At 39.9% G+C, this 26775-nt stretch carries 31 protein-coding genes; 10 read left to right on the forward strand and 21 right to left on the reverse strand.

All coding sequences use genetic code 11. The features are described 5' to 3' along the window. Positions 1–20: 20 nt before the first annotated feature. Positions 21–191: a hemin uptake protein HemP gene (gene hemP, locus FTV43_RS06720; protein WP_004972965.1), complete on the forward strand. Its 171-nt coding sequence runs from the start codon at positions 21–23 to the stop codon at positions 189–191. A gap of 111 nt (positions 192–302) precedes the next feature. Here hemP and FTV43_RS06725 read toward each other — a convergent pair whose 3' ends face one another. From FTV43_RS06725 to FTV43_RS06740, 4 genes are all read right to left on the reverse strand, one after another. After that, on the reverse strand, positions 303–1652 hold the full coding sequence (locus FTV43_RS06725) for a HAMP domain-containing sensor histidine kinase (RefSeq protein ID WP_179995165.1): 1350 nt from the start codon (positions 1650–1652) through the stop codon (positions 303–305). 17 nt (positions 1653–1669) lie between these two features. Then, positions 1670–2332, reverse strand: a complete 663-nt coding sequence (locus FTV43_RS06730) for a response regulator transcription factor (RefSeq protein ID WP_096901847.1) — start codon at positions 2330–2332, stop codon at positions 1670–1672. A gap of 131 nt (positions 2333–2463) precedes the next feature. After that, positions 2464–2820, reverse strand: a complete 357-nt coding sequence (locus tag FTV43_RS06735; RefSeq protein ID WP_154320586.1) for a NirD/YgiW/YdeI family stress tolerance protein — start codon at positions 2818–2820, stop codon at positions 2464–2466. 111 nt (positions 2821–2931) lie between these two features. After that, a complete protein-coding gene (locus FTV43_RS06740) occupies positions 2932–4689 on the reverse strand; it encodes a GspE/PulE family protein (protein WP_004972956.1) in 1758 nt (585 codons plus the stop codon). A 248-nt stretch (positions 4690–4937) separates the two neighbouring features. Here FTV43_RS06740 and FTV43_RS06745 point away from each other — a divergent pair, with 248 nt between their 5' ends. Further along, positions 4938–6140 (forward strand): DUF4010 domain-containing protein, encoded by a 1203-nt coding sequence (locus FTV43_RS06745; protein WP_179995177.1) that lies wholly within the window; start codon positions 4938–4940, stop codon positions 6138–6140. Here the strand turns inward: FTV43_RS06745 and tsaA are convergent. Continuing rightward, positions 6137–6874, reverse strand: a complete 738-nt coding sequence (gene tsaA / locus FTV43_RS06750) for a tRNA (N6-threonylcarbamoyladenosine(37)-N6)-methyltransferase TrmO (protein WP_218950784.1) — start codon at positions 6872–6874, stop codon at positions 6137–6139. The two genes, FTV43_RS06745 and tsaA, sit on opposite strands and share 4 nt — an antisense overlap. A gap of 120 nt (positions 6875–6994) precedes the next feature. Here tsaA and FTV43_RS06755 point away from each other — a divergent pair, with 120 nt between their 5' ends. Further along, a complete protein-coding gene (locus FTV43_RS06755) occupies positions 6995–7774 on the forward strand; it encodes a ferredoxin--NADP reductase (RefSeq protein ID WP_004972950.1) in 780 nt (259 codons plus the stop codon). A gap of 59 nt (positions 7775–7833) precedes the next feature. Here the strand turns inward: FTV43_RS06755 and FTV43_RS06760 are convergent, their stop codons facing one another. The 3 genes from FTV43_RS06760 to FTV43_RS06770 form a co-directional block, all read right to left on the reverse strand. Then, positions 7834–8019 (reverse strand): hypothetical protein, encoded by a 186-nt coding sequence (locus FTV43_RS06760; protein ID WP_004972947.1) that lies wholly within the window; start codon positions 8017–8019, stop codon positions 7834–7836. 20 nt (positions 8020–8039) lie between these two features. After that, on the reverse strand, positions 8040–8294 hold the full coding sequence (locus FTV43_RS06765) for a hypothetical protein (protein ID WP_004972946.1): 255 nt from the start codon (positions 8292–8294) through the stop codon (positions 8040–8042). Positions 8295–8520: 226 nt separating this feature from the next. Next, complete coding sequence (locus tag FTV43_RS06770; RefSeq protein WP_004972944.1) at positions 8521–9141, reverse strand: cation transporter; 621 nt, start codon at positions 9139–9141, stop codon at positions 8521–8523. Positions 9142–9216: 75 nt separating this feature from the next. On the opposite strand from FTV43_RS06770, the gene cadR reads away from it, so the two are divergent. After that, positions 9217–9618 (forward strand): Cd(II)/Pb(II)-responsive transcriptional regulator, encoded by a 402-nt coding sequence (gene cadR, locus FTV43_RS06775; protein WP_004972941.1) that lies wholly within the window; start codon positions 9217–9219, stop codon positions 9616–9618. A 49-nt stretch (positions 9619–9667) separates the two neighbouring features. Here cadR and arsH read toward each other — a convergent pair whose 3' ends face one another. From arsH to FTV43_RS06790, 3 genes are all read right to left on the reverse strand, one after another. After that, positions 9668–10372, reverse strand: coding sequence for an arsenical resistance protein ArsH (gene arsH, locus FTV43_RS06780; protein ID WP_004972939.1), 705 nt, complete (start codon positions 10370–10372; stop codon positions 9668–9670). Between the two features lie 72 nt (positions 10373–10444). After that, a complete protein-coding gene (arsB, locus tag FTV43_RS06785) occupies positions 10445–11503 on the reverse strand; it encodes an ACR3 family arsenite efflux transporter (RefSeq protein ID WP_179995167.1) in 1059 nt (352 codons plus the stop codon). A 4-nt stretch (positions 11504–11507) separates the two neighbouring features. Next, on the reverse strand, positions 11508–11825 hold the full coding sequence (locus tag FTV43_RS06790; protein ID WP_179995168.1) for a metalloregulator ArsR/SmtB family transcription factor: 318 nt from the start codon (positions 11823–11825) through the stop codon (positions 11508–11510). Between the two features lie 98 nt (positions 11826–11923). On the opposite strand from FTV43_RS06790, the gene arsC reads away from it, so the two are divergent. The 3 genes from arsC (at position 11924) to FTV43_RS06805 (ending at position 14256) form a co-directional block, all read left to right on the forward strand. Beyond that, positions 11924–12352: an arsenate reductase (glutaredoxin) gene (arsC, locus tag FTV43_RS06795; RefSeq protein WP_167846112.1), complete on the forward strand. Its 429-nt coding sequence runs from the start codon at positions 11924–11926 to the stop codon at positions 12350–12352. 224 nt (positions 12353–12576) lie between these two features. Continuing rightward, complete coding sequence (yegQ, locus tag FTV43_RS06800; RefSeq protein WP_131261785.1) at positions 12577–13959, forward strand: tRNA 5-hydroxyuridine modification protein YegQ; 1383 nt, start codon at positions 12577–12579, stop codon at positions 13957–13959. Positions 13960–13986: 27 nt separating this feature from the next. Continuing rightward, entirely contained in the window at positions 13987–14256 is a 270-nt protein-coding gene (locus tag FTV43_RS06805; protein ID WP_004972931.1) for a YfhL family 4Fe-4S dicluster ferredoxin, read from the forward strand. Between the two features lie 236 nt (positions 14257–14492). Here the strand turns inward: FTV43_RS06805 and ahpF are convergent, their stop codons facing one another. From ahpF to FTV43_RS06840, 7 genes are all read right to left on the reverse strand, one after another. Beyond that, positions 14493–16058, reverse strand: coding sequence for an alkyl hydroperoxide reductase subunit F (ahpF, locus tag FTV43_RS06810; protein WP_096901839.1), 1566 nt, complete (start codon positions 16056–16058; stop codon positions 14493–14495). Between the two features lie 216 nt (positions 16059–16274). Beyond that, positions 16275–17192: a hypothetical protein gene (locus tag FTV43_RS06815; protein ID WP_179995169.1), complete on the reverse strand. Its 918-nt coding sequence runs from the start codon at positions 17190–17192 to the stop codon at positions 16275–16277. A 56-nt stretch (positions 17193–17248) separates the two neighbouring features. Further along, positions 17249–18376: a toxic anion resistance protein gene (locus tag FTV43_RS06820; protein ID WP_104852204.1), complete on the reverse strand. Its 1128-nt coding sequence runs from the start codon at positions 18374–18376 to the stop codon at positions 17249–17251. 30 nt (positions 18377–18406) lie between these two features. Further along, on the reverse strand, positions 18407–19198 hold the full coding sequence (locus FTV43_RS06825; protein WP_004972923.1) for a hypothetical protein: 792 nt from the start codon (positions 19196–19198) through the stop codon (positions 18407–18409). Between the two features lie 213 nt (positions 19199–19411). After that, positions 19412–19816, reverse strand: coding sequence for a nucleoside diphosphate kinase regulator (gene rnk, locus FTV43_RS06830; RefSeq protein WP_004972920.1), 405 nt, complete (start codon positions 19814–19816; stop codon positions 19412–19414). Between the two features lie 163 nt (positions 19817–19979). After that, a complete protein-coding gene (glyA, locus tag FTV43_RS06835; protein WP_019836649.1) occupies positions 19980–21233 on the reverse strand; it encodes a serine hydroxymethyltransferase in 1254 nt (417 codons plus the stop codon). Between the two features lie 177 nt (positions 21234–21410). Then, positions 21411–22643 carry an alpha/beta fold hydrolase gene (locus FTV43_RS06840; protein ID WP_179995170.1) on the reverse strand — a complete coding sequence of 411 codons (1233 nt, stop codon included), beginning with the start codon at positions 22641–22643 and terminating at the stop codon, positions 21411–21413. A 251-nt stretch (positions 22644–22894) separates the two neighbouring features. Here FTV43_RS06840 and FTV43_RS06845 point away from each other — a divergent pair, with 251 nt between their 5' ends. The 3 genes from FTV43_RS06845 (at position 22895) to FTV43_RS06855 (ending at position 25005) form a co-directional block, all read left to right on the forward strand. Then, positions 22895–23593, forward strand: a complete 699-nt coding sequence (locus FTV43_RS06845) for an exonuclease domain-containing protein (protein WP_154321257.1) — start codon at positions 22895–22897, stop codon at positions 23591–23593. Positions 23594–23702: 109 nt separating this feature from the next. After that, positions 23703–24419, forward strand: a complete 717-nt coding sequence (locus FTV43_RS06850) for a hypothetical protein (protein ID WP_179988940.1) — start codon at positions 23703–23705, stop codon at positions 24417–24419. Between the two features lie 220 nt (positions 24420–24639). Next, the gene (locus FTV43_RS06855) at positions 24640–25005 is read left to right on the forward strand and encodes a hypothetical protein (RefSeq protein WP_096902517.1); all 366 of its coding nucleotides are present in this window, start codon (positions 24640–24642) and stop codon (positions 25003–25005) included. A 114-nt stretch (positions 25006–25119) separates the two neighbouring features. On the opposite strand, the gene FTV43_RS06860 is transcribed toward FTV43_RS06855, so the two are convergent. From FTV43_RS06860 to FTV43_RS06870, 3 genes are all read right to left on the reverse strand, one after another. Continuing rightward, the gene (locus FTV43_RS06860; RefSeq protein WP_004972907.1) at positions 25120–25338 is read right to left on the reverse strand and encodes a hypothetical protein; all 219 of its coding nucleotides are present in this window, start codon (positions 25336–25338) and stop codon (positions 25120–25122) included. 532 nt (positions 25339–25870) lie between these two features. Further along, positions 25871–26068 (reverse strand): hypothetical protein, encoded by a 198-nt coding sequence (locus FTV43_RS06865; RefSeq protein ID WP_004972905.1) that lies wholly within the window; start codon positions 26066–26068, stop codon positions 25871–25873. Positions 26069–26350: 282 nt separating this feature from the next. Further along, on the reverse strand, positions 26351–26638 hold the full coding sequence (locus tag FTV43_RS06870) for a hypothetical protein (RefSeq protein WP_179995171.1): 288 nt from the start codon (positions 26636–26638) through the stop codon (positions 26351–26353). Positions 26639–26775 lie beyond the last annotated feature (137 nt).

Consider the following 26775-nt stretch of genomic DNA (forward strand, 5'->3'; position numbering starts at 1 on the left):
ACACCACGGAGTAACTCAAAATGAACGCCCCATTTAATTTATTTTCACGTCATTCAGACACTCAGCATGCCCTACCTATGTTACATTCAAATAACTTGTTTGCGCTAGGACGCGAAATTCGTATTTTGCATGCAGGCGAAGAATATCGTTTACGCTTAACCCGTAACAATCGTCTTATTCTCACAAAATAATTAAAATAATCAACACAATAATAAACGTGGAAACAGCAGTATGAATCAGCGCATACTGCTTTTAAGTTCTGACTTGTTTAATTTTAACTTGCTTCCTAAAACCAATCATATTTACAACTGGGCTTTAGGCAACAAAATACGCACTTTTAAACCACCTTGTTCAGCACGTGAAAATTCAATTTTTCCTGCATGCAACTCTATAATTTTCTTACAAATCGACAGTCCTAAACCAGAACCTTGAGTTTTACTGCCTAAAGCACGGTAAAAGCGTTCGCCCAAACGTGCCAAAACGTCATCAGTCACTGCATGACCATTGTCGGCGATGCAAATTTCCTGCATCAATTCATGCGGTTTCGCTTCAATCCAAATACGTCCTTGAGGTGCTGCATAACGCACTGCGTTGTCAATCAAGTTGCGCAGGCAGCTAAATAGCAATTCAGGATTGCCTTGCACTTGTATCGGTTGAATATCTGACTGAATCTGAATGGCTTTTTCCTGAATAAACGGCGTCAGACTTTGTAAAACTTCCTGCACCAAGTCTGCTATAGATACCGCACTTTTATTTAACGATGCCGCATCTGTCGGGTCTAAACGTGCCAATAACAGCAAATTTTCCAATACTTGTGTACCACGACTGACATCACGCTGAATTTGCTCTAAATCTTGTGCCAACTCAGGTTGTTGTTGGTATTTACGTTTTAGCACCTGCAAACGCAATTGAATAGCAGATAAAGGAGAACGTAATTCATGCGAAGCATCTGCAGTAAATCGCTGTTCTGCAATTAAAGATTGCTCTACCCGCCCCAACAATTTATTCAATTGCTGCAGCATCGGTTGCAGTTCTTTCAATTCAGGTTGTGTGGGGATAATTGGCGTCAAATCATGTTGATTTTTTTCTGCAATTTGTTGGGAGAGTTGCTGAATCCGCTTAAATTGACGACCAATCATAAAATGTACAATGGCCCATTGCAGCAACCACAACAGCAATAAAATAGCGGCATAGCCCAAACTGGTTGCAGCAATTTCCTTAAAGCGATATTTAAGCGGCTGCACGACAATCACATGCAAGCCATCTTCCTCTGCCACATAGCTGCGCCAAATTTGCCCATCTTGCCAGTGAAATGAAAAACCATGCTCAGATGCCACGGCAAGCTGAGGCAAGTGAAGCTGAGAAATGTCATGTTCATCTTCAGAGGTGGTCAAAATCAGATCATCTAATCCCAATTGATAGGCAATATGAAATTGCTCACTCAACTCATCGACCTGATTGCCTGCATGGTCACGCAAGTCTGCTCGCAGCAACATATCGGCTATTTCATCCATAATCTCGTCATGGACTTGCATGGTTTGGTAACTGGCAACCGCCAATAATAAAATCAGGGCGAGTCCACCCGCCAAGACCGAGCTTAAAACGGAGCTTTTAACCAGTTTGGATTGTAAAGAAATGACCTGTTTAGACATGCGGAGATCAAACTGAATTAGTTATCTTGCTGCATACGATAGCCTAAACCTCGTATGGTTTTAATGCGGCTACTGCCAATTTTTTTGCGTAATTGATAAATAAATACTTCAATCGCATTACTTTCAATTTCATCGCCCCATGCATATAAAGACTCTTCGAGCTGTTCACGAGTCACCACATGCTGCGGGTTTTGCATCAGTTTATGTAAAATCTGGAATTCCTTGGCCGTTAAATTGACCTGTTGATCATCTACTTTCACTTGTTTGCTTTGCGTGTCTAAAACCAAGTTGGCAAATTCAAGCTGCTGTGTCGGATGACTTTGCGCATTGCGTAACTGACTGCGTACCCGCGCCGAGAGTTCTTCAAGGCTAAACGGTTTGACCAAATAATCATTGGCACCTAAATCAAGTCCCTGTACCCGATCTTGAATACTATCGCGCGCAGTAATAAAAATAACAGGTGTGTCCTGTTGCTGCTGTCGTAAAGCGTGCAGAATTTCATCACCGCTATTTTTAGGCAACCCACGGTCTAACAACACACAATCATAATGATGCTGCTGAATGGCTAAAATGGCGTGATCGCCACGCTCGACCCAATCGACATTATAACCATCCATTTCCAGCCAGGTTTTAATACTTTCTGCTTGTGATACATCATCTTCAGCCAAGAGTAGTCGCATGCCATCCTCTGTTATTTTTGATGTACTTCAATTAAGAATCTAAGAATTATAAAACCACATCCCTCCTGTGAGGTATGTGGTTTTTCAGTGATGAATGCTGCTTGAAGTAAATCATGCGCACGCATTGAATGTTAGAAATGAACCTGATCGACATCTATTTCAATACGTTTTGCAGGCTTGTGATCAATATCCACTTCACCAATTAAGGTAACAGGCGTTTTGGCAGAAACGGCTTTGCCATTCCATAAGTCATCATCAATATCGACCGTAATAGTGCCTGTGTTATCACGGAACTGATATTTTTCATCACCAATAGATTTCACCACATAACCTTTTAACTGCACTTTGCTGTCATCTTTCAGGCTTAAAGCTTGTTTTACAGTTACATTTTGATGTAGTGCTTGGGTGTTAATGCTGTCGTTTGCCATGGTGATTGAAGCCATTGCCATTAAACCTGCCATCAACATTGCTTTCATTGTAAATTTCATTGCTTCACCTTTTTGTGTTGCTCATTTCGTTATGGTGATTAAAACAAAGCAAGATGAGCTGAATCTTAAGATTTCCATTTTTTAAAATTCATCGTAAAAAGTTTGAATCTGCTAATTTAATGGCACGACTCGCAACACTTCCTCTAAAGTGGTCATGCCTTCTAAAACTTTGCGTGCGCCTGCAATACGCAACGGTTCAATGCCCTCTTTTTTAGCTTGCTGACGTAATTCATTTAAATTGGCATTGGCACTGATGAGCTGTTTGGTGTCTAAACTTAAAGGCATAAACTCATAAATTCCGACCCGACCTTTATAGCCCGTTTGACGACATTCATCGCATCCGACAGGTTTAAACACTTGTGCAGGCATTTCCATAATGTAGTCAAAGGTCAAATGTTCCCAGTCTTTTTCATTTATTGAGCCTTCCTGCTTACAATGCGGACATAGCTTACGCACCAAACGCTGTGCCAAAACGCCTAAAATTGTGGCAGCAGTCAAAAATGGCTGCACGCCCAAATCATGCAAACGAGTCAAACTTGACGGCGCATCATTAGTATGCAGTGTCGATAAAACTAAATGCCCCGTCAGTGCCGCTTGAATCGCCATATTTGCGGTATCCTGATCTCGAATTTCTCCGACCATAATAATGTCAGGGTCTTGACGCATTAAGGCACGCACACCATCGGCAAAACCTAAATCAATTGCAGTATTCACCTGCATTTGGTTAAAACTCGGTTCTAACATTTCAATCGGGTCTTCAATGGTGCAGACATTGACTTCATCGGTAGCCAATTGCTTTAGCGATGAATACAGCGTGGTGGTTTTACCCGAACCTGTAGGGCCTGTAACCAAAATAATGCCGTGACTATGTGCAGTCAGGGCATGCCATTCATTCAACAAACGACTATCAAAACCCAATTGCTGAAAACTGCGTACCAATACTTCTGGGTCAAAAATACGCATCACCAGTTTTTCGCCAAACGCCGTTGGTAAGGTCGATAAACGCAGTTCAGTTTCTTGTCCTTTTGGAGTTCGGGTTTTTAAACGTCCATCTTGCGGTTTACGTTTTTCGGCTACATTCATACGCCCTAAAATTTTAATCCGTGAGATGACTGCGGTAAGCGTATTGGCAGGCATGTTATAGATGGTGTGCAACACGCCATCAATACGAAAACGTACTTTGCCTGTGTCTTTACGTGGTTCGAGGTGAATATCACTTGCGCCTTGTTCAAAGGCAAATTGCAGCACCCAATCCACCAACTTCACAATATGTTGATCATTGGCATCTGGGTTTTGGGTATCGCCCAATTGCAATAAAGCCTCGACCCCTTTATTTTCACGGTCATGTGCAGAAGATTTTTGTGATGAGTGTACTGCGCGACTCACTTGGTAATATTCGATCAAATAACGCTGTAATTGATCTGGGCTGAGTAAAACTCGCTGAATTTTTTTGGGCAATAAACTATGTTCTAAGTTGGCAACCCATTCTTTTTTATAAGGTTGATCTGTCGCAATTAACACCGCATCTGCAGTCACTTCCACCGCTAAAATACGGTTACGCAGTGCAAATTCCTGCGACATCACAGCTGTTAAAGCAGCAACATCGGCTTTTAACGGATCAATAATATAGAATGGCAAGCCTGATTTATCAGCCAGCCATTGGCATAAACGGTTTAAAGTTAAAGTGGTTTGGGGATGACTTTGATCGACCAAATTAAAGTTGGCAATCCATTGTAACGGATGCCATTTTAATTGATCACGTTGACGATGCGTGGTTTGTACCAAAGCCTGATCACGTTCGGTAATTTTACCATCTTTGACTAATTGTTCTAAGCACCAAGTACTGTCTATTTCAAAATTAAAATTCATTGTTATATGCCCCAAAATCTGGGTTTACTATAGCAGAGTTTGCTTTCAGGGCTGAATGACTTCTTTAATACAGTAATCTTGTATGGTTCGATTAAGCCATAATTTTAGAGTGAAAATAGATTCATAAATGGCGATAAACACAATTCAAATATATGATGTTTAAAATAACACCTTGTATTTGGAATGTTGCTGTGGATTTTCTGACTCCTCCATCTTTGGTTACAACCAATTTTCCCGAACTGCTCACCATGTTTGCAGCAGCACTTGGCTGTGGCTTACTGATTGGATTAGAGCGTGAACGCAGTAAAAAAAATGGACAACATCACCGTTTTGCAGGCGTACGTACCTTTGGAATTTGCGCATTATTAGGTGCCATTTGCTTCTTATTGGGCACGAGCATTGCCATTGTGGGTGCGTTGATTGTTGGGGGAATTGGCTTATATTCCCTCAAAAATCAAACGGAAGATGACCCCGGCGCTACCACCGAACTTGCCTTCGTGATGACCTATTTTATTGGTGCATTGTGTTTATGGAATATTCCATTGGCAGCAGGTTTATCGGTTATTTTGACAGGTTTACTCATGACCAAGCACACCATGCATGGCATTGTCAGTCAGTGGATTACCGAAGCTGAACTACGTGATGGCTTGTTCTTACTGGCTTTGGTGTTAATTGCCTTGCCGCTGACACCCAATACCGCACTATGGGGCAATGTACTTAATCCTTATGTGATTTTAAAATTATTGATTTTAATTTTAAGTGTGCAGGCTTTAGCGCATATCGCTAAGCGCTTACTCTCAAGCAGCAATGCCCTCATGTTGTCTGCGATTGCTTCAGGTTTTGTATCAAGCACAGCAACCATTGCCAGTTTAGGCATGGAAGTACGCGCAGGTCGTGGTGAAGCACGTGCCAACGCAGGTGCAGCGCTGATGTCTTGCGTGGCGACTTTAGCGCAAATGTTGATTATTGTGGCGGGTGTCAATCTGATTTGGTTTAAGTTATTAATTATTCCAAGTTTGGTCGGAATCGCGATTTTGGTTGTAGCGGGTGTCTGGTTGCTCAAAAAACATAAAAGTACGGCAACGGCAAAGCCAGAAACCGATACCCGTATGTTTAGCCTTAAAGAAGCCGCAATTATTGTGGCGACATTGACCGCAATTCAAGCGATGGTATACGGCTTGGAACAAACCCTTGGGGATGCAGGTTTAATCATTGGTACCCTGCTCGCCTCGTTATTTGAGGTTCATGCCGCAATTGCAACCGTGGTGATGCAAGGTCCACCGAGCCAGCAGGTACTTTTGTATGCCTTAATTTTAGGTGTGGTGGCACATGCGATTGCCAAATGCGTCAATGCCGCGCTCATTGGTGGTTTGCGCTTTGCACTGTATTTCGCCCCTGCCCAAATTCTGCACATGCTGGCGTTGGTGGCTATTTTATATATGCTGGTTTAATCGACAGCGATTAAAACAATTTTTAGGATATGTACTGCGTGCTGATCAACACGGAAACTGACATCAAAATCTGCAAAATTCATGGTGTAAATTCGTTCAGCATCATCCTGATATGCAGGTCGTGGATCTAAAGACAAGACCTGTTCCAATTCCTGCACAATTTGTGGCTGTAATACGCCAGATTCGAGCAACTGATTTTTTTGCGCTTCGGCTGTGTCCATCCATAGCACTGTTTTTCTTATGGGTTCATCTTGCGCGTAACCACTTTGTGCATCAGGCACAGCATCTGAATATTGAATATAAGGTTTAATATCCAAAATAGGCGTGCCATGCAACAAATCTGCTCCTGTCACATAAACTCGCAGTGACTTACCCACTTTTTTGACCTGTTTAAATTGCACCACAGACAAACCAATGGGTGCAGGTCGATACATGCTGCGCGTCGCAAACACACCTATTTTTTGATTACCACCCAAACGTGGCGGACGCACTTGTGCACGAAAACAGGGGTTTTGCTGTTTCTGTACGGTTGGATGAGCATCGGTTTGGTTTTTATTGTCGTGAAATTGCCAGATTAACCATAAGTGACTAAACGCTTCGATCCCTTCAAATGCCAACACATCGTTATAAGGCGCCTGCATTTCAATATACGATTCGACTTGTACCAGATTCGGTTGACGAGGAATACCAAATTTTTCTCGGTAGGGAGAGTGCATAAATCCGATTATTGGCATTTTTAGATCAGTCTTCATCACTTTTTCTGATAAGCTCAATTAAATATATTCAGTTTATAGAGAATGATTTTAGATTAGAATAGCAAGCTGTTCTAATTTGATAATTTATTGAGACCTTTAATGGCTGCTTTCAACGTCGAAAAGATTACTCACGTACACCACTGGAATGACACTTTATTCAGTTTTAAAACGACTCGCGATACCGCACTACGTTTTAAAAACGGTCAATTTGTGATGATTGGTCTGGAAGTAAATGGCAAGCCTTTAATGCGCGCTTACTCGATTGCCAGTGCTAACTATGAAGAAGAGCTAGAATTCTTCTCAATTAAAGTACCTGATGGCCCTTTAACGTCTATTTTACAAAAAGTAAAAGTGGGCGATGAATTGCTGGTTTCTAAAAAACCTACAGGCACTTTGGTACTGGATGATTTAAATCCTGGTAAAAACCTATACTTACTTTCTTCAGGTACAGGTCTAGCTCCATTTTTGGCAACCATCCGCGACCCTGAAACTTATGAACGCTTTGAAAAAGTGATTGTGGTTCACGGTACACGTTTCATTTCTGAATTGGCTTATCAAGATTTAATTCTAAATGAATTACCAAATCACGAGTTTTTCCAAGAACTTGGTATTCGTGAAAAACTGGTATATTACCCAACCGTTACACGTGAAGAATATCCAAACCAAGGACGTGTGACCACGGCAATTGAATCAGGTGAAATCTTTGAAAAAATTGGTTTACCACGTTTTAACCCTGAAACTGACCGTGCCATGTTATGTGGTAGCCCTGCATTCTTAAAAGATGTTGCAGCATTACTTGACCAACATGGTTTAAAAGAATCACCACGTATGGGTGAATTGGGCGATTACGTGATTGAACGTGCTTTCGTTGAAAAATAAAAGCTGTTGAATCTAAAAAAACCGAGCTAAATAGCTCGGTTTTTTGTCATTAGCATCAATTAACGTACACTGCGACCTTCTTGGTTAGCACGTCCTTCACAGTGTGCACCACCACCAATTACAAACCCACGCTCTGCCTGACATGAACCAATCATACGACCACTCGAATCATAAGTTGTCACTTTTGAAGCACAACCTGTCATCAGAATAGCCGCTGTTAATGCGATTAAACTAGAAATTTTCATTGTATTACCCCTCTAAAAAATTAGTCTTGTTGCAGTGAAATCTGCGAATTATTTGGTATGGTTGGCAATAAACCCGTGCGCTCATCTACTTTAGAATAGTTAATGCCTTGTATGTTGGCACCACCATAACACACAGCTTTAGCCCCCAAAATAAAGCCCTGTGTAGCGACACATGAACCAATCACTTGCCCTGCAGTATCATAAGTCACTACTTTAGAACTACAGCCAGCCAAAGCAATCAGGCTTGCTATAGAAAATAATTTAATTAGTTTCATTTAACCCTCAATTTAAAAAAAATTAAATATTATTCATCGTGTAAATTATTTTTAAATACATCAATTTATTTTTAATTTTAGTTATATATTATTTTTTGTAAATAGCAATTTGGAATAACTTATCGTTATTTTTACTTCAAATTTTAAAATTATTGCGACTACAAAAAATTAAAAGCACTCCATCTAAATCACTCAAATCAGATGGAGTGCTTTTTACGTTTATTCTTTATTCTGGTACATTCATTCTTCGTTCAGCCAAAGCTTGCTGAATCACATGATACCCCGCTGTTAAGCCCAAACTCGCCATAATCACGGCTACCACAAGATCTGGAATCAAACTACCCGTACCAAATACACCCACTGCCGCCAAAATAACTGCGAAATTACCAATCGCATCATTACGGCTACATAACCACACCGATTTCATATTCGAATCACCATCTCGAAATGCATATAAAATCAATGCAGTAACCACATTGGCTAATAAGGCGATGATCCCAATAATACCCATGGTTATGGCTTCAGGTGGAATACCCTGTATATAGGCATAGATAACCTTGCCCATCACCACCACACCAAACAAGGCCATCGTGATGCCTTTGACCAAAGCCACAGTAGCACGCCAATACAAACTTGCACTTAACACCGCAAGTGAAATCCCGTAATTGACAGCATCTCCAAAGAAATCCAGTGAATCTGCCCATAGGGATGATGAATGGGCATAGGCACCACCTATCAACTCGATAAAAAACATGCTGAGATTGATCACCAATGCAATCCATAACGCGGTTCTATATTTACTATTCGGTTTGATTGGCGCAGGTTCATGACTACACGTACATGCCATAGACACACCTTCTTTCAAAATGAAACTGTTTCGATTATGCTCATTTAAAACTATAGACTTAGTCCAAGGTCAAGTATGGCACAATATTTAATTCATGAATTAGCTAAAAAAGTTGGAGTCAGCACAGATACAATTCGTTTTTATGAAAAGAAACACTTACTCACCCCAAGCTTTCGTGCCGAAAATAATTATCGCTATTACAACGATGAGGCACTCAAGCGTTTGATTTTTATTAAGCGTTGCCGTGCTTTAGATATGAACTTAAAAGAAATTGAAGCCTTAATTGAATTAGAAAAACAGCCGAAACAAAACTGCTGCGCTGTGAATGAATTGATTGATGAACATTTAAGGCATGTAGAAGATAAAATTGCCGAGTTGCAGCATTTTCAGCTACAACTTCAGCAACTTAGACAAGCCTGCACCACGCAAACAACCATTGATGATTGTCAGATTTTAAAGCGACTTGAAGCCGAATAATCGCTCTCTAAGCCTTTTGTAATGCAGTATTTACGTATCTAAAATTGGATTATAAACACTTCTGATTAACACGCTTCGATAGCTGCTCGGCAGTTTCCACACGTTCAGAATAACGATCTACCAAATATGCTGCTTGCCCGCGAGTCAGCAAAGTAAATTTATATAACTCTTCCATCACATCGACAATACGGTCGTAATAGCTAGACGCTTTCATGCGGCCATCTTCCTCAAACTCTAAAAAGGCTTTAGGAATAGAAGACTGATTGGGGATGGTGATCATCCGCATCCAACGTCCTAAAATACGTAATTGATTGACACTGTTAAATGACTGCGACCCGCCACACACCTGCATTAAAGCAAGCGTTTTACCTTGTGTGGCACGAATTGCACCCGCGGCAAGTGGAATCCAGTCAATTTGTGCTTTAAAAATTGAGCTCATCGAACCATGACGTTCTGGGCTACACCAAACCATGCCTTCTGCCCACGCCAGCAATTCATGTAACTCTTGGACTTTGGGATGTGAAGCATCGCCATCTTCTGGTAAAGGCAAACCTTTAGGATGGAAAATTTTTACCTCAGCACCAAAGTGCTCCAAAATTCTGCCTGCTTCTTGTACCGCCAAACGACTATAAGAACGCTCACGGTTTGAACCGTACATCAATAAAATACGTGGCGGATGGTTCAACGGCTTTGCCTGCACCTGTTCAAAACTTGGTGTAGGCAATAAATCTAAATCAATATTGGGTAATACCATGCTGCATACTCTTAAAACTAAAATGGGCAACGCATGCCCATGTTTTTATCTTAAACCTCAAAATGAAGAAAATTACTTTGAACTGACAATCGACTCATTTTGATAAAACTTTTTACGCAGCCATAAAGACACACTCACCAAAGCAATCAACACAGGCACTTCAACCAAAGGGCCAATAATCGTGGTAAATGCAACGGGAGAAGCCAAGCCAAACGTTGCAATGGCAACAGCAAGTGCTAATTCAAAATTATTCCCTGCTGCGGTAAAGGAAATGGCGGTCGTCCGTGGATAATCATTGCCCATCCATTTGCTCATAAAGAAGCTAATAAAGAACATGGTAACGAAGTAAATAATCAATGGAATGGAAATGCGTAAAACATCCATCGGCAAGCTCAGTACTTCTGCGCCTTTTAGTGCGAACATCGCCACAATGGTAAATAGCAATGCCAACAGACTAAATGGGCTAATTTTGGGTAAAAAAGACGTTTGATACCAATCTAAGCCTTTGCTTTTCACTAAAATCAAGCGTGTTAAAAAGCCCATCAAAAAAGGAATACCCAAATAGATTAAAACAGCTTGGGTGATTGTCCAAAAACCAACATCAATCACTTGTCCTGCCACGCCAAAATACGGCGGCAAGAAACTCAGAAACAGCCAGGCATAAGTACTAAAGAATACAATCTGGAAAATACTGTTAAACGCGACTAACGCTGCCACGTATTGGTTATCACCACACGCCAAGTTGTTCCAGACCAAGACCATCGCGATACAGCGTGCCAGACCAATTAAAATCAAACCTGTCATATATTCAGGATAGTTTTGCAAGAAAATAATCGCCAAAGCGAACATCAAACACGGAGCAATCAACCAGTTTTGTACCAAAGACAACAACAAGGTTCGGCGGTCTTTAAACACTTCTGGCAAAGCTGCGTAATCGACTTTTGCCAATGGTGGATACATCATCAAAATCAAACCAATCGCAATAGGAAGGTTGACTGTTCCCACACTCATTTGATCTAAGCTTGCCGATACTGCAGGAAATACCACGCCAATCGCAACACCTAGCCCCATGGCAATAAAAATCCATAAGGTCAGATTACGATCTAAAAAAGAAAGTTTGGACTGTGCCATGTGCTTACTCGCAATGTGTTGAAATTGTAGGGTTGATGTGCGTCATCGGGCTGACATCTTGCTGCGCGATAATATTTAAAACAGCAAACGCCCATTCGGGTAAATCTGGGTTCAAACGGTAATACACCCACTGCCCCTGACGTTGATCTAGCAAAATAGATAAATTCCGTAACAACGCCAAATGACGTGATATTTTCGGTTGATTTAACTGCAATTGTTCTGTCAATTCGCATACACAAATATTGTGTTGAGCCATCACCAATTTCAGAATGTCCAGTCGGGTTGGGTCTGACAAACATTTAAAAAAATCAGTTTGATTCATTTTTTATCTGCACTTCAATATTAACTATTGCGAATATACGCATATCCATATATAAATGCAATATTGAAATTTTATCGACCTAAAACGAGTCACTACGCATGAGCAACAGCATCAAAATTTTTCATAACCCTGCCTGTGGAACGTCACGCAATACTTTAGAATTAATTCGTAATACAGGACAAGAACCTGAAATTATTGAATATTTAAAAACCCCACCTACACAAGCTGAACTTACTAGCATGATTCAACAAGCAGGTTTAAGCGTGCGCGATGCAATCCGCAAAAATGTAGAACCATACGAACAGTTGCAACTTGAAGGTAGCTCACACAGCGATGCGGAATTAATTGCATTGATGGTCGAGCATCCGATTTTAATTAATCGTCCATTTGTCGTGACCGAGTTAGGTGTGAAACTGTGCCGCCCTTCTGAACTGGTCTTAGACTTGCTCACTCAACCACAATTAAAAAGCTTCAGCAAAGAAGATGGTGAAGTGGTGATTGATAAACATGGGCAACGTGTACGTTAACACGCTTTCATCCATCAGAAATTGATTATAAGCAATCTGTCAAATTGGTATTGAAAGTCCCTTCTCGTGCGTTTTGTATAGCTCAGGATGAGGAACTTTCTATATCAAGATTAGCCCCAGCGTTTCAGCACAAGTTTTCTTCTGAATCCCGAGCTATTTACTAGGTTGAATCCTAAATTTAGATTCATACAATAAAGCCATATTTCTGCTATTGCTTTTTGATCATGACCATTTCCCACGTCACCGAACTTCTCTCTCCTGCTGGTTCTTTAAAAAACATGCGCTATGCCTTTGCTTATGGTGCAGATGCAGTCTATGCAGGTCAGCCGCGTTACAGTTTGCGCGTGCGTAATAACGAATTTGATCATGAAAACTTAGCAATTGGTATTCAAGAAGCACATGAATTAGGCAAAAAGTTTTATGTGGTGGTGAACATCCAACCGCATAACAGCAAACTCAAAAACTTTATTCGTGACCTAGAACCTGTGGTTGCCATGCAACCCGATGCGCTGATCATGTCTGACCCAGGTCTGATTATGATGGTGCGTGAAAATTTCCCCGACATGCCTGTACATTTATCGGTACAAGCCAATGCGGTGAACTGGGCAACGGTGAAATTCTGGCAAAATATGGGTTTAACCCGTGTCATTCTTTCGCGTGAATTGTCGATTGATGAAATTGAAGAAATTAAAAACAACGTGCCTGGCATGGAAATTGAAGTATTTGTGCATGGTGCGCTGTGCATGGCCTATTCAGGTCGTTGCATGCTTTCAGGCTATATGAATAAACGTGATGCCAACCAAGGCGCATGTACCAATGCCTGCCGTTGGGAATATAAAATTCACGATGCAAAAGAAGATGAAACAGGTGACGTAATTCCTGTCAAAAATCTTTCTGAAACTGCCGATGCAGATGAACAACACATGCAGGCACAGCATCAATTTAACGAGCCTGTGTTATTACAACGTAATGACGAAGATATGTTTGCTGCCGAAGAAGATGAACACGGCACTTACTTTATGAATTCTAAAGATTTACGTGCAGTGCAGCACGTTGACCGTTTAACTAAAATGGGCATCCATTCACTAAAAATTGAAGGTCGCACCAAATCTTATTTCTACTGCGCACGTACTGCACAAATTTACCGTAAAGCCATTGATGATGCACTTGCAGGCAAACCATTTGACCCTGCATTAATGACTCAATTAGAAGGCCTAGCTAACCGTGGTTATACCGAAGGTTTCTTGCGTCGTCATGTGCACAGCGAATACCAAAACTACGAAACAGGTTCATCAAGTTTTGATCATCAGCAATTTTGTGGTGAAGTCTTAGAACGTAATGGTGACTACATTAAAATTGATGTAAAAAACCGTTTTGTAGTGGGCGATTCTCTAGAATTGATGACGCCACAAGGCAATATCTATTTCACTTTAACTGAAATTAAAGATAAAAAAGGCAATCTGATTGAAGATGCCAAAGGTTCAGGGCATATTGTAGAAATCCCTATACCTGCAGATGTCGATATGCGTTATGCCCTGCTGATTCGCAACTTACCAAATTCGACTGCAGATATTTCTGCCTCATCGTTGGCTTATCAAGCCAACTAAGTGGCAATAAACTAAGCGAGTATTGCGATGGCACTCCTGATTACCGACCAATGCATCAATTGCGATATGTGCTTACCCGAATGCCCGAATGAAGCAATTTATGAGGGTGAAAAGGTGTATGAAATTGATGTGGCGCGTTGCACAGAATGTGTTGGGTTTTATGACTATCAAACCTGCGTTTCAGTCTGCCCAATTGAATGTATTATTCCGCATCCTGAGCATGTCGAAACCAAAGAGCAGCTACAGGAAAAGTTTAATCAGTTGAATTTATTTGGACAAAATAATAAGGCTAATTAGACTGAAATGAATCTAACTGCTGTAAATCAAACTGGATGTTAAAAATAAAAAAAGAACTGAGTTGTTAGCCGACTCAGTTCTTAAAACCAAAAATAGAATAAATAAACTTTTAATACTGTGCGATAACGCACTTTACTGAACATAGCGCCTGAGTATTGGGGAACTCAGGCGCTATCTTTTTAGCGAATACAATTTAAGGATGGTTAATCCGCGTATTCAGATGTATTCGTTCAGACTTATTGACCTGAACGGATGATGTAATCAAATGCTGAAAGTGATGCTTTCGCGCCTTCACCTGTTGCAATGATGATTTGCTTGTACGGTACAGTTGTACAGTCACCTGCCGCAAATACACCTTTTACATTGGTTTCATTGCGCTCATTTATCACAATCTCACCACGATTCGTCAGCTCTACTTTTGACTCTTTTAAGAAGTCCGTATTTGGTAATAAACCAATTTGTACGAAAATTCCTGCAAGTTCAACAGTATGCTCAACATCTGTCGCACGGTCTTTATATTTCAACGCAGTCACTTGTGCGCCATCACCAATCACCTCAGTCGATAATGCATTGGTAATTACAGTAGTATTTGGCAAGCTGTTCAATTTGTTTTGCAAGACTTGGTCTGCACGTAATTTAGTATCAAACTCTACCAAAGTCACATGCTCTACAATCCCTGCAAGGTCAATCGCTGCTTCTACACCTGAGTTACCACCACCAATCACTGCAACACGTTTGCCTTTAAACAACGGGCCATCACAGTGTGGGCAGTATGCCACGCCGCGGGTACGGTATTCTGCTTCACCAGGTACATTCATCTCTCTCCAACGTGCACCTGTAGACAAGATCACCGTTTTCGATTCAAGTGTTGCGCCATTTTCCAAAGTCACTTCGACCAAACCATTGGCAGTTTCATCAGCACCTTTAATGGCAGATACTTTTTGTAGATTCATAATATCGACATCGTATTCACGCACATGCGCTTCCATTTCTGCCGCAAACTTTGGACCTTGTGTTTTTTGGATAGAAGTGAAGTTTTCAATATCCATGGTATCCATCACCTGACCGCCCATCCGCTCAGCCACAATACCTGTACGAATACCTTTACGTGCTGCATAGATTGCAGATGTATTCCCTGCAGGGCCGCCACCAATTACCAAGACATCAAACGCCTCTTTGGCATTCAGTTTCGCTGCATCTTTGCTCGCAGAATCTGTATCTAATTTAGCTACAATTTCTTCCAAAGTCATACGACCTTGACCAATGTGGTTGCCATCTTGGAATACCATCGGCACAGCCATAATTTTGCGCTGCTCAACTTCTTCTTGGAAGAATGCACCATCAATCATGGTTGCTGTTGTGCCAGGGTTGTAAATCGCAATGAGGTTCAAAGCTTGTACTACATCTGGACAGTTGTGGCAGCTCAACGATACAAACACATCAAAGTGAGATGAAAGATTCAATTCTTTGATTTGCGTTAATACTTCATCCGATACTTTTGGTGCATAACCAGAAGTTTGCAATAAAGCCAAAATTAATGAAGTGAACTCGTGCCCCATTGGTAAACCTGCGAAGAATACGCGCGGTTGCTCACCTACTTTTGCAATCCCAAAACTTGGTGCACGTGCGTTGTTACCGTCAAAACGTGCAGTAACTTGTGGCGAAAGTGCTGCAATTTCTTCAACCAATTCTTTAATTTTGGCAGATTTATCAGAACCATCTAAAGTCGCGACAAGCTCGATTGGGCTTTCAAGACGTTCTAATAAAGTTTTAAGTTGTGTAGAAGTATTTTGGTCTAACATGGCTAACGTCTCCAAGGGAGTAAATTTATTTGTTGATGTCATCTTACGAAAAATAGTTACATAGGGGAAACGGTTTATTTTTATATTTATGATCGTTTTTTTAAATGATAGTGAGTTTCAAGCTTACTATTTCATTTAAAATACCTAAAGCTATTCAATTTAGACATTAACATAAAAACTGAATGTCTGCCTTAAGCAATTGAGCCTAATCATTTTTTATTCAAGTTGTTGTTGAATCCGCAGAATACGCTGCTGTAAATGTCGCGATAAAAACCAGAGTACCGCAGACAGTATTAACATAAGCGCCATAACCGCGAGATTCATATAATAAACCAGCGTATTTAATTGCTGTGCTTGCTGCACTTGCTTATGTACGCTTTGCGCCATAGGCGTTAAAGCTTTGCCATAAACTTGCTGCTGCATCGTCCATAATTGTTCAGGTTTAAATCCATAATGTAAAAATTGCGGATCTTGCTGCTCTGCTTTGACCAAGGTCAACACTTGCGGAATGGCTGCATCTTTATCTGCGGGATGATGCATCAATGCCGTTTGCGCCAACAAATAGGCTTTAACAGGCGTTGCCATGTCTGCATTTTGTAAATAACGCGCCAATTCACTTTCTTGAATGTGCTTTTCATAATGCACAATTTTGGCATATACCTGCTGTGTATCATCTTGTCGGTCATGCTGAACATAACTCAATGCCGACCATAGTAAGATAAAACTCAGCAACCAAGCTACAAATTTCAAGACAAAGGACTGAAAGCGAATATAAAAAAAACGAATTTTCTTGAGTAGATGAACTAGAACGAATGCACCAATAAATGACACCGACAGTTTTAAAATCAACCAACCCAACCAGTTCAACAAACTGAAAAAATAATCAGGTTGCTGCCCTAAATTTGCCAAAGTCGCATCGACACTTGCAGGCATGTGTAATTGCTGAACTTCAGTGCTTAAACCAAAGAAGCTATAAATCACATCTTGCTGAATAAAAAAGCCAATTGCCGATATAAGCACCACCGTCATAGACAGCACAGCCAAAAAACTGAGCTTTTTTTGACGCTGCTGTAATGCCACAACACCTGTTTTTAGCTGCTGTGGCTGAATGGCATATTCATCAAGTGGGGGCAAATCCGACTCCTTATCAGGTAAATTTCAGATTAAATGAAGTCATTGTCAAAATGCATTTATTGACCAGACTGTTGACTTGAACCAATCACCAATTGATTCAGATTCTCCTGTAAGGCTCGCAAACGCGTAGTCGCTTCTGCACGTTTTTGCATGCCTTCTTTTTGTACCTGGATCACATCGTTCACTGTTTTAATGAGGGTATTTTGTACGTGTTCAAGGGTTTCAATATCAATCACCGAACGCTGATTGGCTTTGGCAGTATCAACCGAGTTTTGATGCAATAAATCTGCATTACGGCGCAGCAATTCATTAGTGGCATCATCAATACTGTTGGCCAGTTGCACACTGTTTTTCTGCTCATTTAAAGAAATCGCCAAACTAATCTGGTTTTTCCACGCAGGTAAGGTAATGTTTTTAATCGCATAAAATTTATCGACCAACATTAAATTATTGGACTGGATAATCCGAATCATCGGCAAAGTTTGCATGGCAGATTGTTGCAACACCTGCAAATCACTCACCCGCTTTTCTAAATTATTAGCAAGATGATTGAGATCATAAATTTTTTGAGTCGTGGTCTGATCCTGCGGCTGCGCGGAAAATTCAGAAATTTGCTGCTGAATTTCCTGCTGTTTTAACTTACCTGCTGCAATATAAATCCCCAATTGTTTATATTCATCTTGCACACCATGAAACATTTTATCCAGTGTATCTACACGGTTTTTTAAACCATTTTGTGAGCTTTCAATTTCTGTGACCAGACTATCAATTTGCGCTTTGGTGCTGTTAAAGTTTTGATCAAAACTTTGTTTAGCGCCTTTTAACTTATTGAATAAACCACCCAAAAAGCCACTGCTTTTGTTTGGATTTAAAATACTGTTGGTATTTAACTGCTGTGCAACCTGCACCACCTGATTCAGCTTTTGCCCTGTGACATCCAAATCCTTATTTTGCACCAAACCTAAAAGCTCATCGGTATAACTTGACGTTTTAGTGGCGATATTTTTGCCATATTCTGCAACCGAATGATGGCTAAGATCGCTTAATTCTTTACGCGCAGCCAGCACCTCCTGAAAGTCATCAGGCTGTAAGCCAATTTCCTGCAAATTGAGTTGCTGAAATTGTTGCTGAGTCTGTTCATCACTCACTTGCACAGCGACGTTGCGTTGTTCAGAAGTTGTCATATTTCGCCTCTATCTAATCAAAACCATGCCTTATGATTGCGCAGGTTTTTCTAAGGATTTTCTTAATGTCTTAATTAAATGCTCACGACTTTGATCCAGCTTTTCTAGCTGACTGTGTGAGCCACTTTGCTGACTTTGTTTGACATGATATTGCCATGCAGGAATGAGTACCTGCTGCGCTTCTTTAAAGCGATCTAACAAACTAAAAGAGAGTTGCTGTGAAAGTTGCATTTGAGTAATCGCAATATCATTACTACTTTGCAAAGTCTTTAAACTATAAATTTTCTTGGCCAGTCGTTCGCTAAAATTATCCAAAGGATGCTGATTGCGCACAAATCGTGGATATTCCACTAAAAACTCATCGGCAGCTTGAATGTATTTCGCCATTTGCTCACGCAAACCAACCAACTGCTGAAAACGTGATTGTGATTTCTGAATTTCGATTTGCAGCTTTTGGCTTAAACGATCTGCTTGTCCTAATAAATGATCTAGGTTTTTATAATATTGCACTTGCCCCGCGCCATATTCCAAATCTATGCCTAGCCACTTTTGTAGTGCATTAAACTTACGTTGCTTTAACACTTTTTTAGATTTGCCAAGCGCCTGAATCAACTGCTCAATGGTCACACTCAATTGCTGAGTTAAATGTGGATCCACCCCATCCAATAAAACTGACTGCGCTTGAATCACCTGATCTGCATAATGATTTAGACGATATTGATCATTCAACAACGGAACTAAATCATTGCGTTGAATCGCCAAAAGCTCTGCACGATCCACCGTAATCTCTTGCAAAGGCAGTAACACTTCAAACTGAGCCATAGACCATCACAACCCTCTTTACATGATTTTATAGTACGTGTTTTTCGGCTAAGGTCATGTAATATTTTGCAATTTTTTATTTCGATCTGCTTAAATGCTTTTTTATAGATTCGCATAACATCAGTCACAAGATGCCTGATTCAAAACACCAGTGCATAAAAAAGCCATGATCAACATGGCTTTCAATGTTCCTAACGCAGGATGATAAACAGATTATAAATAATCGCCTTCACGCTCTGGCTGATACAAAATCTTCTCAATTTTGACTTTCATCATATGACCATCGGGCTGTGGCCATTCAATTTCCTGACCTTCAGCTAAACCTAAAATGGCAGTCCCGACAGGTGCAACCACATTCACCTGCCCTTTCTCACCTTTAAAGTCATGCGGATAAACCAAGGTAATTTCAGTCGGTTCTTTTGCAGGTGCAATGGTAATCAATGCGCGGGCATTCATGCTCACCACATTATTCGGTACATCTTGTGGCGCAACCACTTCAGCACGTGCCAATTCATCTTCTAGATGTTGCATCGTTGGCGTCAATTTCGGTTGATGCTCAAGCATCGTTTCCAAACGGTGCAAATCTTGTTCTGAAATAATAATCTTTGGTCTAATCATTTACTTTTATTCCTGTCATTCCGACAATACTGTCATCATCAGCTTGCCTACAATCATATTCAATACGCTTAAGTTATAACAGAAATTCAGCTTATTGAACGAAAAATCAATTTTTTACATCCATAAAAAAAGCCCCCTTGAGGGGCTTTTCTCAAGGCTATGCTTATTTTGCGTAAACTGGGAATTTCGCGCAAACAGCTTCAACTTTTGCTTTTACAGTATTAATTACAGCTTCGTCACCTTTGCTGTCAAGAATGTCTGCAATCCAACCTGCAAGATCACGTACTTCTGCTTCACCAAAACCACGTGTAGTTACCGCTGGAGTACCGATACGGATACCAGAAGTTACAAATGGAGAACGTGGATCGTTCGGTACAGAGTTTTTGTTTACAGTAATGTGCGCAGCACCTAACCATGCATCTGCATCTTTACCTGTAATATCTTGCTTGATTAAAGAAAGCAAGAACAAGTGGTTTTTCGTACCACCAGATACTACATCATAACCACGTTCAATAAGAACTTCAGCCATCGCTTGCGCATTTTTAACAACTTGTTGTTGATACGCTTTGTATTCAGGCGCCATTGCTTCTTTAAAACAAATTGCTTTTGCTGCAACTGCGTGTACCAATGGACCACCTTGGTTACCAGGGAACACAGCAGATTGTAATTTTTTCTCGATCTCTTCGTTTGCTTTCGCAAGAATTAGACCAGAACGTGGACCACGCAATGTTTTGTGTGTAGTAGTAGTCGTTACGTCAGCAATTTGCACAGGGTTCGGATATACACCAGCAGCCACTAGACCTGCTACGTGTGCCATATCTACAAATAAATAAGCACCAACTTTGTCTGCGATGTCGCGGAAACGCTGCCAATCTACAATTTGGCTATACGCAGAGAAACCCGCAACAATCATGCGTGGTTTGTGTTCAAGCGCTAAACGCTCAACTTCTTCGTAATCAATTTCGCCAGTTTCTGGGTTTAAACCATATTGAATAGCATTATATGTTTTACCAGAGAAACTTACTTTTGCACCGTGAGTCAAGTGACCGCCATGTGCCAAGCTCATACCTAACACAGTATCGCCTGGGTTAAGTAAAGCTAAGTAAACTGCAGAGTTTGCTTGTGAACCAGCGTGTGGTTGAACGTTAGCATAATCTGCACCAAAGAGTTCTTTAGCACGGTCAATCGCCAGTTGTTCAATAATATCTACGTATTCGCAACCGCCGTAGTAGCGTTTGCCTGGGTAGCCTTCTGCATATTTATTGGTAAGTTTTGAACCTTGAGCTTCCATTACTGCAGGTGAGCAGTAGTTTTCAGAAGCAATTAACTCAATATGAGCTTCTTGGCGCGCATCTTCATTGGTGATCGCTTGAGCTAATTCTGGATCAAATTCGGCAATAGAAATATTGGCAAACATTAGCGAGGTCCTATTAATTTAGGGCTTTTAAGCCGTGCTAAGATTGGCGCGTATTGTAGCATAAAGTTTGTGAACTGAGAGAATGAACTTTGCTCAGTTTTACATAAAAATAGCTCATGTTTCAGATAAAACACGAGCTATTTCAGGTCAAATCAATCTTTATCGTAATTCAATGACTTATTGAATAGGCATTAACGATTGCACATCTTTAACAATCTCATCCATATTATTCACATACACAGTACTATGGTTCCAAGTCATATCTACATGGTATTGAATATTCGATTGCTTAGCTGCTGGACCACTCAATAATAAATCTGTTGCATCTTTAGGTACTACCGCATCAGCCCCACCTTGGTAAATAATAACTGGCTGATTAACTTTGACTTGTAATGGTTGCGAATCTTTCGATAAAAATTGACTCACATCTGGCAAGCTTAAGAAATTCGGTTGCGTCCGCGGATATCCATCGATACTCCACTTATTTCCTGCAGCATATTGCCCCATTGCTGCCCCTAGTGTTGCACCTAAAACATCTGAACATTCCGTGTCTGCAAGTGCTGCAATCCCATCAGTTGGAGATTTAAACACTTGCTGATAGCCTAGACTAGGATTTTTATTTTTTAGCCCCGCCGTAATCAGTGCTGTATAAGTATCCAGCATAGCTAAAGTATTAATTTTTTCTTCTAAATTTGTTAATTGAGCTGCTCGCTGTTCTCCCACTGTCAAAATCGCAGCTAAATTAGAAGCAGGTGCTATCGCAATCGTACCTTTATAATCTAACTGAGCACGTGAAGCATACTGCGCAGCACCTAAAGCAGCATGTCCACCTTGCGAATGTCCTACAGTCATCCATTGTTTGGCGGCTTGATTACCCAAATAATTACGTGCTGCAACCACCGCGTCTGTAATAGAAAATGCAGCACTCTGCAAGTTTAAGAAAGGATGGGCTTCATTTTCACTTGGCTCACCTAAACCCTCATAGTCTGGGGCGACCACGACATAACCTGCTGCCAGTAATTGATCAATCATCCCCTTAATATACATATTTAAAGGTGCTTTACTCGGTGCACAATCATCTGCCACACCTGTCGTGCCATGAGCCCAAACCACAATAGGCCAACCCGTGATTGGTGGTGCTGTTTTAGGTGTAAATAACAAAGAAGTCGCTTGTACTTCATTTCCATTTACCCCTAACATTTTGTAGGTCATTATGACACTTTCCGCTGCTGTTGCTGACATATCTGACGCATCATAAGCTTTAGGTGTAAGCACCAAAGGATTGATAATACTATGTTTCGGAATACCATCATCAATTACTACAACGCTAGTATCGTCATGATCATCATTACAGGCGGTTAAAAACAAACTGCTACTGACCAAAGCCACACTTAACCATATTTTTTTCATTTGTTTACCCTTATCTTCATATTCTTATTGATTGCATCCTTCGCAATCTTTATTTGTACGCTTCTTTACCGTATTAGGCAAGATTTGGATAATTAATATGCAAGTGTATTTTATTTAAAATTAAATACTTACGTTAAAAATCAGTAAATTGATCACATATACAGTTGTCTATTAAATTTCAATTCAATTTGTCATACGCAGCGGCTAATGTTAGATTGCATTTTTATTGAATGACGCAAGCGAATCAGGACATGCAGGCTATTATTCTCGACACAGAAACCCATACTTTAAATGGACAACCCATTGAGATTGCCTACGCCCCCATTCAAATTCAAGATGGCAAAATCAGTCTAGATAAAAGTAAAATTTTCGATCAGTTGTATCAAGTTGATGAGCCTATTTCATTCGCAGCGATGGCGGTGCATCATATTTTAGAATCGGATTTAATTGATCAACCGCATTACAGCAGTTTTGAATTACCTGCCGAAACCACCTATATCATTGGGCATAATATTGATTACGATATTCGCGCTTTAGAAAAATGTGGTGTGGATACTTCTAAAATTAAAGCCATTTGCACTTTGGCACTTGCACGTCGCGTATGGCCAAACGCCGAAGCACACAATATTTCAGCTTTAATTTATATGATTACCAAAGGCAGCGAAAAAGCGCGTGACATGATTAAAAAAGCGCATCGTGCCGATATGGATATTATTTTAACGGCCAATATTTTGATGCATGAAGTTCATCAACTACAAATTCAAAGTATTGAAGAACTCTATATCGCCTCAGAAGAAGCACGTATTCCACAAATTATCAATTTTGGTAAACATCGTGGTACGGCAATTGCCGACCTTCCTGCCGATTATGTGCAATGGTTATTAAGACAAGAAGATTTAGATCCTTACTTACGCAAGGCGCTCGAAAATACCAGCATTTTGACTTTATAAATGTTTCAAGTGAATCTTATTGCATTTACCTGTCATAAATTATTCATATTATTGTAATTTTCAAAGTCTATGCTTTGCCTTAATTTATTGGGGAAATAAATTAAGGCTCATGTTTAATTATCAAAAAACTCAACTCGGTCTAGATGCATTACAACAGCGCACACGTGATTTAAATGCACGTCAACGTCGTTTATTGGTACTGATTGGTACTGAAGATTTTGATTTACTCGGAGATCAGTTCAAGCAACGTCTTGCACCACCTGAATTGATTGAACAGCTATTAGATATGCACCTGATTGCCCCTGCTGCGCTTGAGCAAGACACTTTGCAACACCAAGAGCAAACGGCTAACATTCTGCTGCAACAAGAGCAAGAGCCATCATCTACCACTTTACACACAGAAATTCATAGCCAACTTGCAAGCAGCACCCCGCAAGCGCATGCTGAAAGTTTGGCAGAACCAATCCACACCCAACATCTTCAAGTAAATTCAGTTCCTGCATATTTAGAAGCACGTGTTGCAGCTGCCATCAATACAGAACAGCCCGCTGAACAACCTGAACCCCAAGCAGAAATACAGCCTGAAATTACCGCTTTGAGTTTTGAAGATGTAAAATTTCTAATGATGGATACTTTGCAGCGTCATTGTGGATTAATGGCAAAACAACTGATTCAGCGAATTTTACAAGCTCAGGATATTCGCAGCTTAAAACTCTGCCAAATGCAATGGATTACCTCTTTGCAAGAAACTCGTTTACCACCGAAAGCACTCAATCAGATTTTGCAGCAAATCAACCACTCTCTGCAAAAGCTTAATCCGACTTAAAGCTTAGATTTTTTTACTTAGTTTTAAGTCTTTTTAACAATTAAAACCATGCTCAGGGACATATGGATTAATTTATTTTTATTACTTTTCAACACCTTAAAAACACATATAAACCTTAGATCCATTATTCCTATAAAAGCTAAGACTTTAGCGGCATAGCCCCGACTCATAAAAATCAGCGATATAGTATTTTCCAGAATTGTTGAGGCACAGGGTCATGATGAATCATGCATTTTTTTTAGCGTTTGATGCTTATGACAATCCAATGCAACTCAGTAAAGTTGGCAATTGGGTGATTACCTTTTTAAGCCCAAAAGATCAGGAAAGCCAAATACAGTTAGCGATTACCAATGTGTTGCCGCGTCAAATTTCAGCACATTTACAACCGCGACGCATAGTGATTCAACAAAGTACAGATGCCCAGCTCTGGCAAATCTTGCAAATTGAATGTTTTGATAGTCAAACCAATCAAGAGTTGAGTTTTCAACCCGATGATGACATTGGGCAAGCGGTCATTCAAAAAATTATTCAAGAGTTTGATAAATACGATGTAAATATCCAACTTGTAGAAGATCAGACGGTTTAAAGCGATATGTTTTACACTTAATGAGCACTTTATTTACGTGTGCTTTAAAAATCCTGCGCACAAAAAAGCTCATCGAAATGAGCTTTTCTAAAAATAAAGTAGTCTCACAAATATTTACTCCAACACACGGAAAATACTATCAGACTCGCGGCTTTCAAACAAAAGTTCGATGCTTGGTAAAATCACTTCACCTTCCACAATAATGTGTTCAATTTTGTGAAATAGTGCCAAACCCGCTGCCAATGAAGTTTCTGGGATATTACGTAGCAATGCTTTTGCTTCGTAAATATGGCTAAACTGGTCTTTAACTTTAATATCGATGATTTGCGTCATTGTTGTTCCCTTTTTCTTGACGGAAATTTTTTATACCATAGCTTATAAATTTTTTAAAAAAGTGAGTTGTTAGATTGTTTGACAATGTAGTATTTTTTTAATCTAAATTTAAATTATCTAACAAATTCAAACACATATTTTTTAAAATTTTATTTACAACTTACAAAACCACAGTAAATTTGCTTGTTTTTCATTCTAGCACAGAAAAAACTCGCATTGCTGCGAGTTTTTTTATGTTGGAAGGCTAGTGCTGATTTTATTGTTTGAACAAGAGTTACAAACTCAACGAGCTGTCATTGATCCGTCCAACTGCATCGTAGCGTCTATTACATTGAATGACCTACTGTAGTTTTAATATAGTGAAACTTATTTTTTGCTGCAATAGCCCACTACATTTCAACACATTCACACAGCAAAATTTCAATTGATTTAATTTTCAGTTACGGCATAATTTTATGCGGTTAAAAGCTCCAGCTTTGCGATTAGCTTCTGCATAACTTGGCGATACTTTCAAATAATAAGAAGTCGACGATTATTCAATTAACTCAATTTCATAATCAACATCTTGCAGCATATCTTTATTGTATAGCTTTACCATTGCTGTTGCTTCAGCATAATCGTAGAACAAACCTTCTGCGACGGCTTTACTGCGAAATTCCGTGGTACCAATTTCATTATCATGCGGAACAAAATATAAGTTTTCTGGAATGAGTTTAACGATATAGCCCACGAAGCTGCCCTCAGATTTTTCAGTTTTAAAATATGTGAGTTTTATATGCTGAAAAACGTGATCAGGCTATGGCAAATAAGATCGAATGTTTATCTTAATTTTTTATATACTTTTCAACTATTTTTTATATTACAGTTCAATGCTTATATACTAATTTGGTGCGCTCAGCGGAGATCGAACATATTAAGTAAATTTCTGTTTTATATGTATTTTTTTAAAAATAATTTTTATTATATCCTCAATTGTATCCTTATTTTTAAATCCACACCAAATGGCTATTTTTTAATCAAACGAGAATTCAAGGTTTCTATTACTGTCGATAGTCAATCTAGCAACCTCTCTCACCTCTTCAACACTGTCATTTATCAACCCTAAAGCGCATTGGTAATGTTCAGCACAAACTTTTCTAACTTCAGGTTCTTCATCCGCCATCAGTTGAATAGCACCAGAATAATATTGAGCACAAGCTTTACGAATTTCTATATCATCATCTGTGACTAGCATTTTTGCAAAATCTTCATCCACTGCAACACATGCTTTTCTAACTTCTGGATCACAGTCATTACTCAAAATCTCTGCTATGTTAGCGGCAATGTAAAAATGACCCCCCAACAGCATTTGAAAATTGACCCCCTTGGTTAATATAGTGGTCTTTTTGGACTGCTCAACATGTTAACTTTGGAGCAAGCAGTGACAATCCAAATACT

The sequence above is a fragment of the Acinetobacter sp. YH16053 genome (genome assembly GCF_013417035.1).
In the GTDB taxonomy this organism is placed as follows: domain Bacteria; phylum Pseudomonadota; class Gammaproteobacteria; order Pseudomonadales; family Moraxellaceae; genus Acinetobacter; species Acinetobacter towneri.

Bases quoted from the DNA above. Each gene is read 5' to 3' on its own strand.
- arsC (WP_167846112.1), top strand. From the start codon at position 11,924: ATGAGCAACAGCATCAAAATTTTTCATAACCCTGCCTGTGGAACGTCA.
- FTV43_RS06845 (WP_154321257.1), top strand. From the start codon at position 22,895: ATGCAGGCTATTATTCTCGACACAGAAACCCATACTTTAAATGGACAA.
- cadR (WP_004972941.1), top strand. From the start codon at position 9,217: ATGGCACAATATTTAATTCATGAATTAGCTAAAAAAGTTGGAGTCAGC.
- FTV43_RS06740 (WP_004972956.1), bottom strand. From the start codon at position 4,689: ATGAATTTTAATTTTGAAATAGACAGTACTTGGTGCTTAGAACAATTA.
- FTV43_RS06735 (WP_154320586.1), bottom strand. From the start codon at position 2,820: ATGAAATTTACAATGAAAGCAATGTTGATGGCAGGTTTAATGGCAATG.
- FTV43_RS06840 (WP_179995170.1), bottom strand. From the start codon at position 22,643: ATGAAAAAAATATGGTTAAGTGTGGCTTTGGTCAGTAGCAGTTTGTTT.
- hemP (WP_004972965.1), top strand. From the start codon at position 21: ATGAACGCCCCATTTAATTTATTTTCACGTCATTCAGACACTCAGCAT.
- FTV43_RS06760 (WP_004972947.1), bottom strand. From the start codon at position 8,019: ATGAAAATTTCTAGTTTAATCGCATTAACAGCGGCTATTCTGATGACA.
- FTV43_RS06730 (WP_096901847.1), bottom strand. From the start codon at position 2,332: ATGCGACTACTCTTGGCTGAAGATGATGTATCACAAGCAGAAAGTATT.
- FTV43_RS06860 (WP_004972907.1), bottom strand. From the start codon at position 25,338: ATGACGCAAATCATCGATATTAAAGTTAAAGACCAGTTTAGCCATATT.
- FTV43_RS06765 (WP_004972946.1), bottom strand. From the start codon at position 8,294: ATGAAACTAATTAAATTATTTTCTATAGCAAGCCTGATTGCTTTGGCT.
- FTV43_RS06855 (WP_096902517.1), top strand. From the start codon at position 24,640: ATGAATCATGCATTTTTTTTAGCGTTTGATGCTTATGACAATCCAATG.
- FTV43_RS06850 (WP_179988940.1), top strand. From the start codon at position 23,703: ATGTTTAATTATCAAAAAACTCAACTCGGTCTAGATGCATTACAACAG.
- FTV43_RS06725 (WP_179995165.1), bottom strand. From the start codon at position 1,652: ATGTCTAAACAGGTCATTTCTTTACAATCCAAACTGGTTAAAAGCTCC.
- tsaA (WP_218950784.1), bottom strand. From the start codon at position 6,874: ATGCCAATAATCGGATTTATGCACTCTCCCTACCGAGAAAAATTTGGT.
- FTV43_RS06790 (WP_179995168.1), bottom strand. From the start codon at position 11,825: ATGAATCAAACTGATTTTTTTAAATGTTTGTCAGACCCAACCCGACTG.
- rnk (WP_004972920.1), bottom strand. From the start codon at position 19,816: ATGATTAGACCAAAGATTATTATTTCAGAACAAGATTTGCACCGTTTG.
- FTV43_RS06805 (WP_004972931.1), top strand. From the start codon at position 13,987: ATGGCACTCCTGATTACCGACCAATGCATCAATTGCGATATGTGCTTA.
- FTV43_RS06825 (WP_004972923.1), bottom strand. From the start codon at position 19,198: ATGGCTCAGTTTGAAGTGTTACTGCCTTTGCAAGAGATTACGGTGGAT.
- FTV43_RS06755 (WP_004972950.1), top strand. From the start codon at position 6,995: ATGGCTGCTTTCAACGTCGAAAAGATTACTCACGTACACCACTGGAAT.
- FTV43_RS06745 (WP_179995177.1), top strand. From the start codon at position 4,938: ATGTTTGCAGCAGCACTTGGCTGTGGCTTACTGATTGGATTAGAGCGT.
- arsB (WP_179995167.1), bottom strand. From the start codon at position 11,503: ATGGCACAGTCCAAACTTTCTTTTTTAGATCGTAATCTGACCTTATGG.
- yegQ (WP_131261785.1), top strand. From the start codon at position 12,577: ATGACCATTTCCCACGTCACCGAACTTCTCTCTCCTGCTGGTTCTTTA.
- glyA (WP_019836649.1), bottom strand. From the start codon at position 21,233: ATGTTTGCCAATATTTCTATTGCCGAATTTGATCCAGAATTAGCTCAA.
- ahpF (WP_096901839.1), bottom strand. From the start codon at position 16,058: ATGTTAGACCAAAATACTTCTACACAACTTAAAACTTTATTAGAACGT.
- arsH (WP_004972939.1), bottom strand. From the start codon at position 10,372: ATGGTATTACCCAATATTGATTTAGATTTATTGCCTACACCAAGTTTT.
- FTV43_RS06820 (WP_104852204.1), bottom strand. From the start codon at position 18,376: ATGACAACTTCTGAACAACGCAACGTCGCTGTGCAAGTGAGTGATGAA.
- FTV43_RS06770 (WP_004972944.1), bottom strand. From the start codon at position 9,141: ATGGCATGTACGTGTAGTCATGAACCTGCGCCAATCAAACCGAATAGT.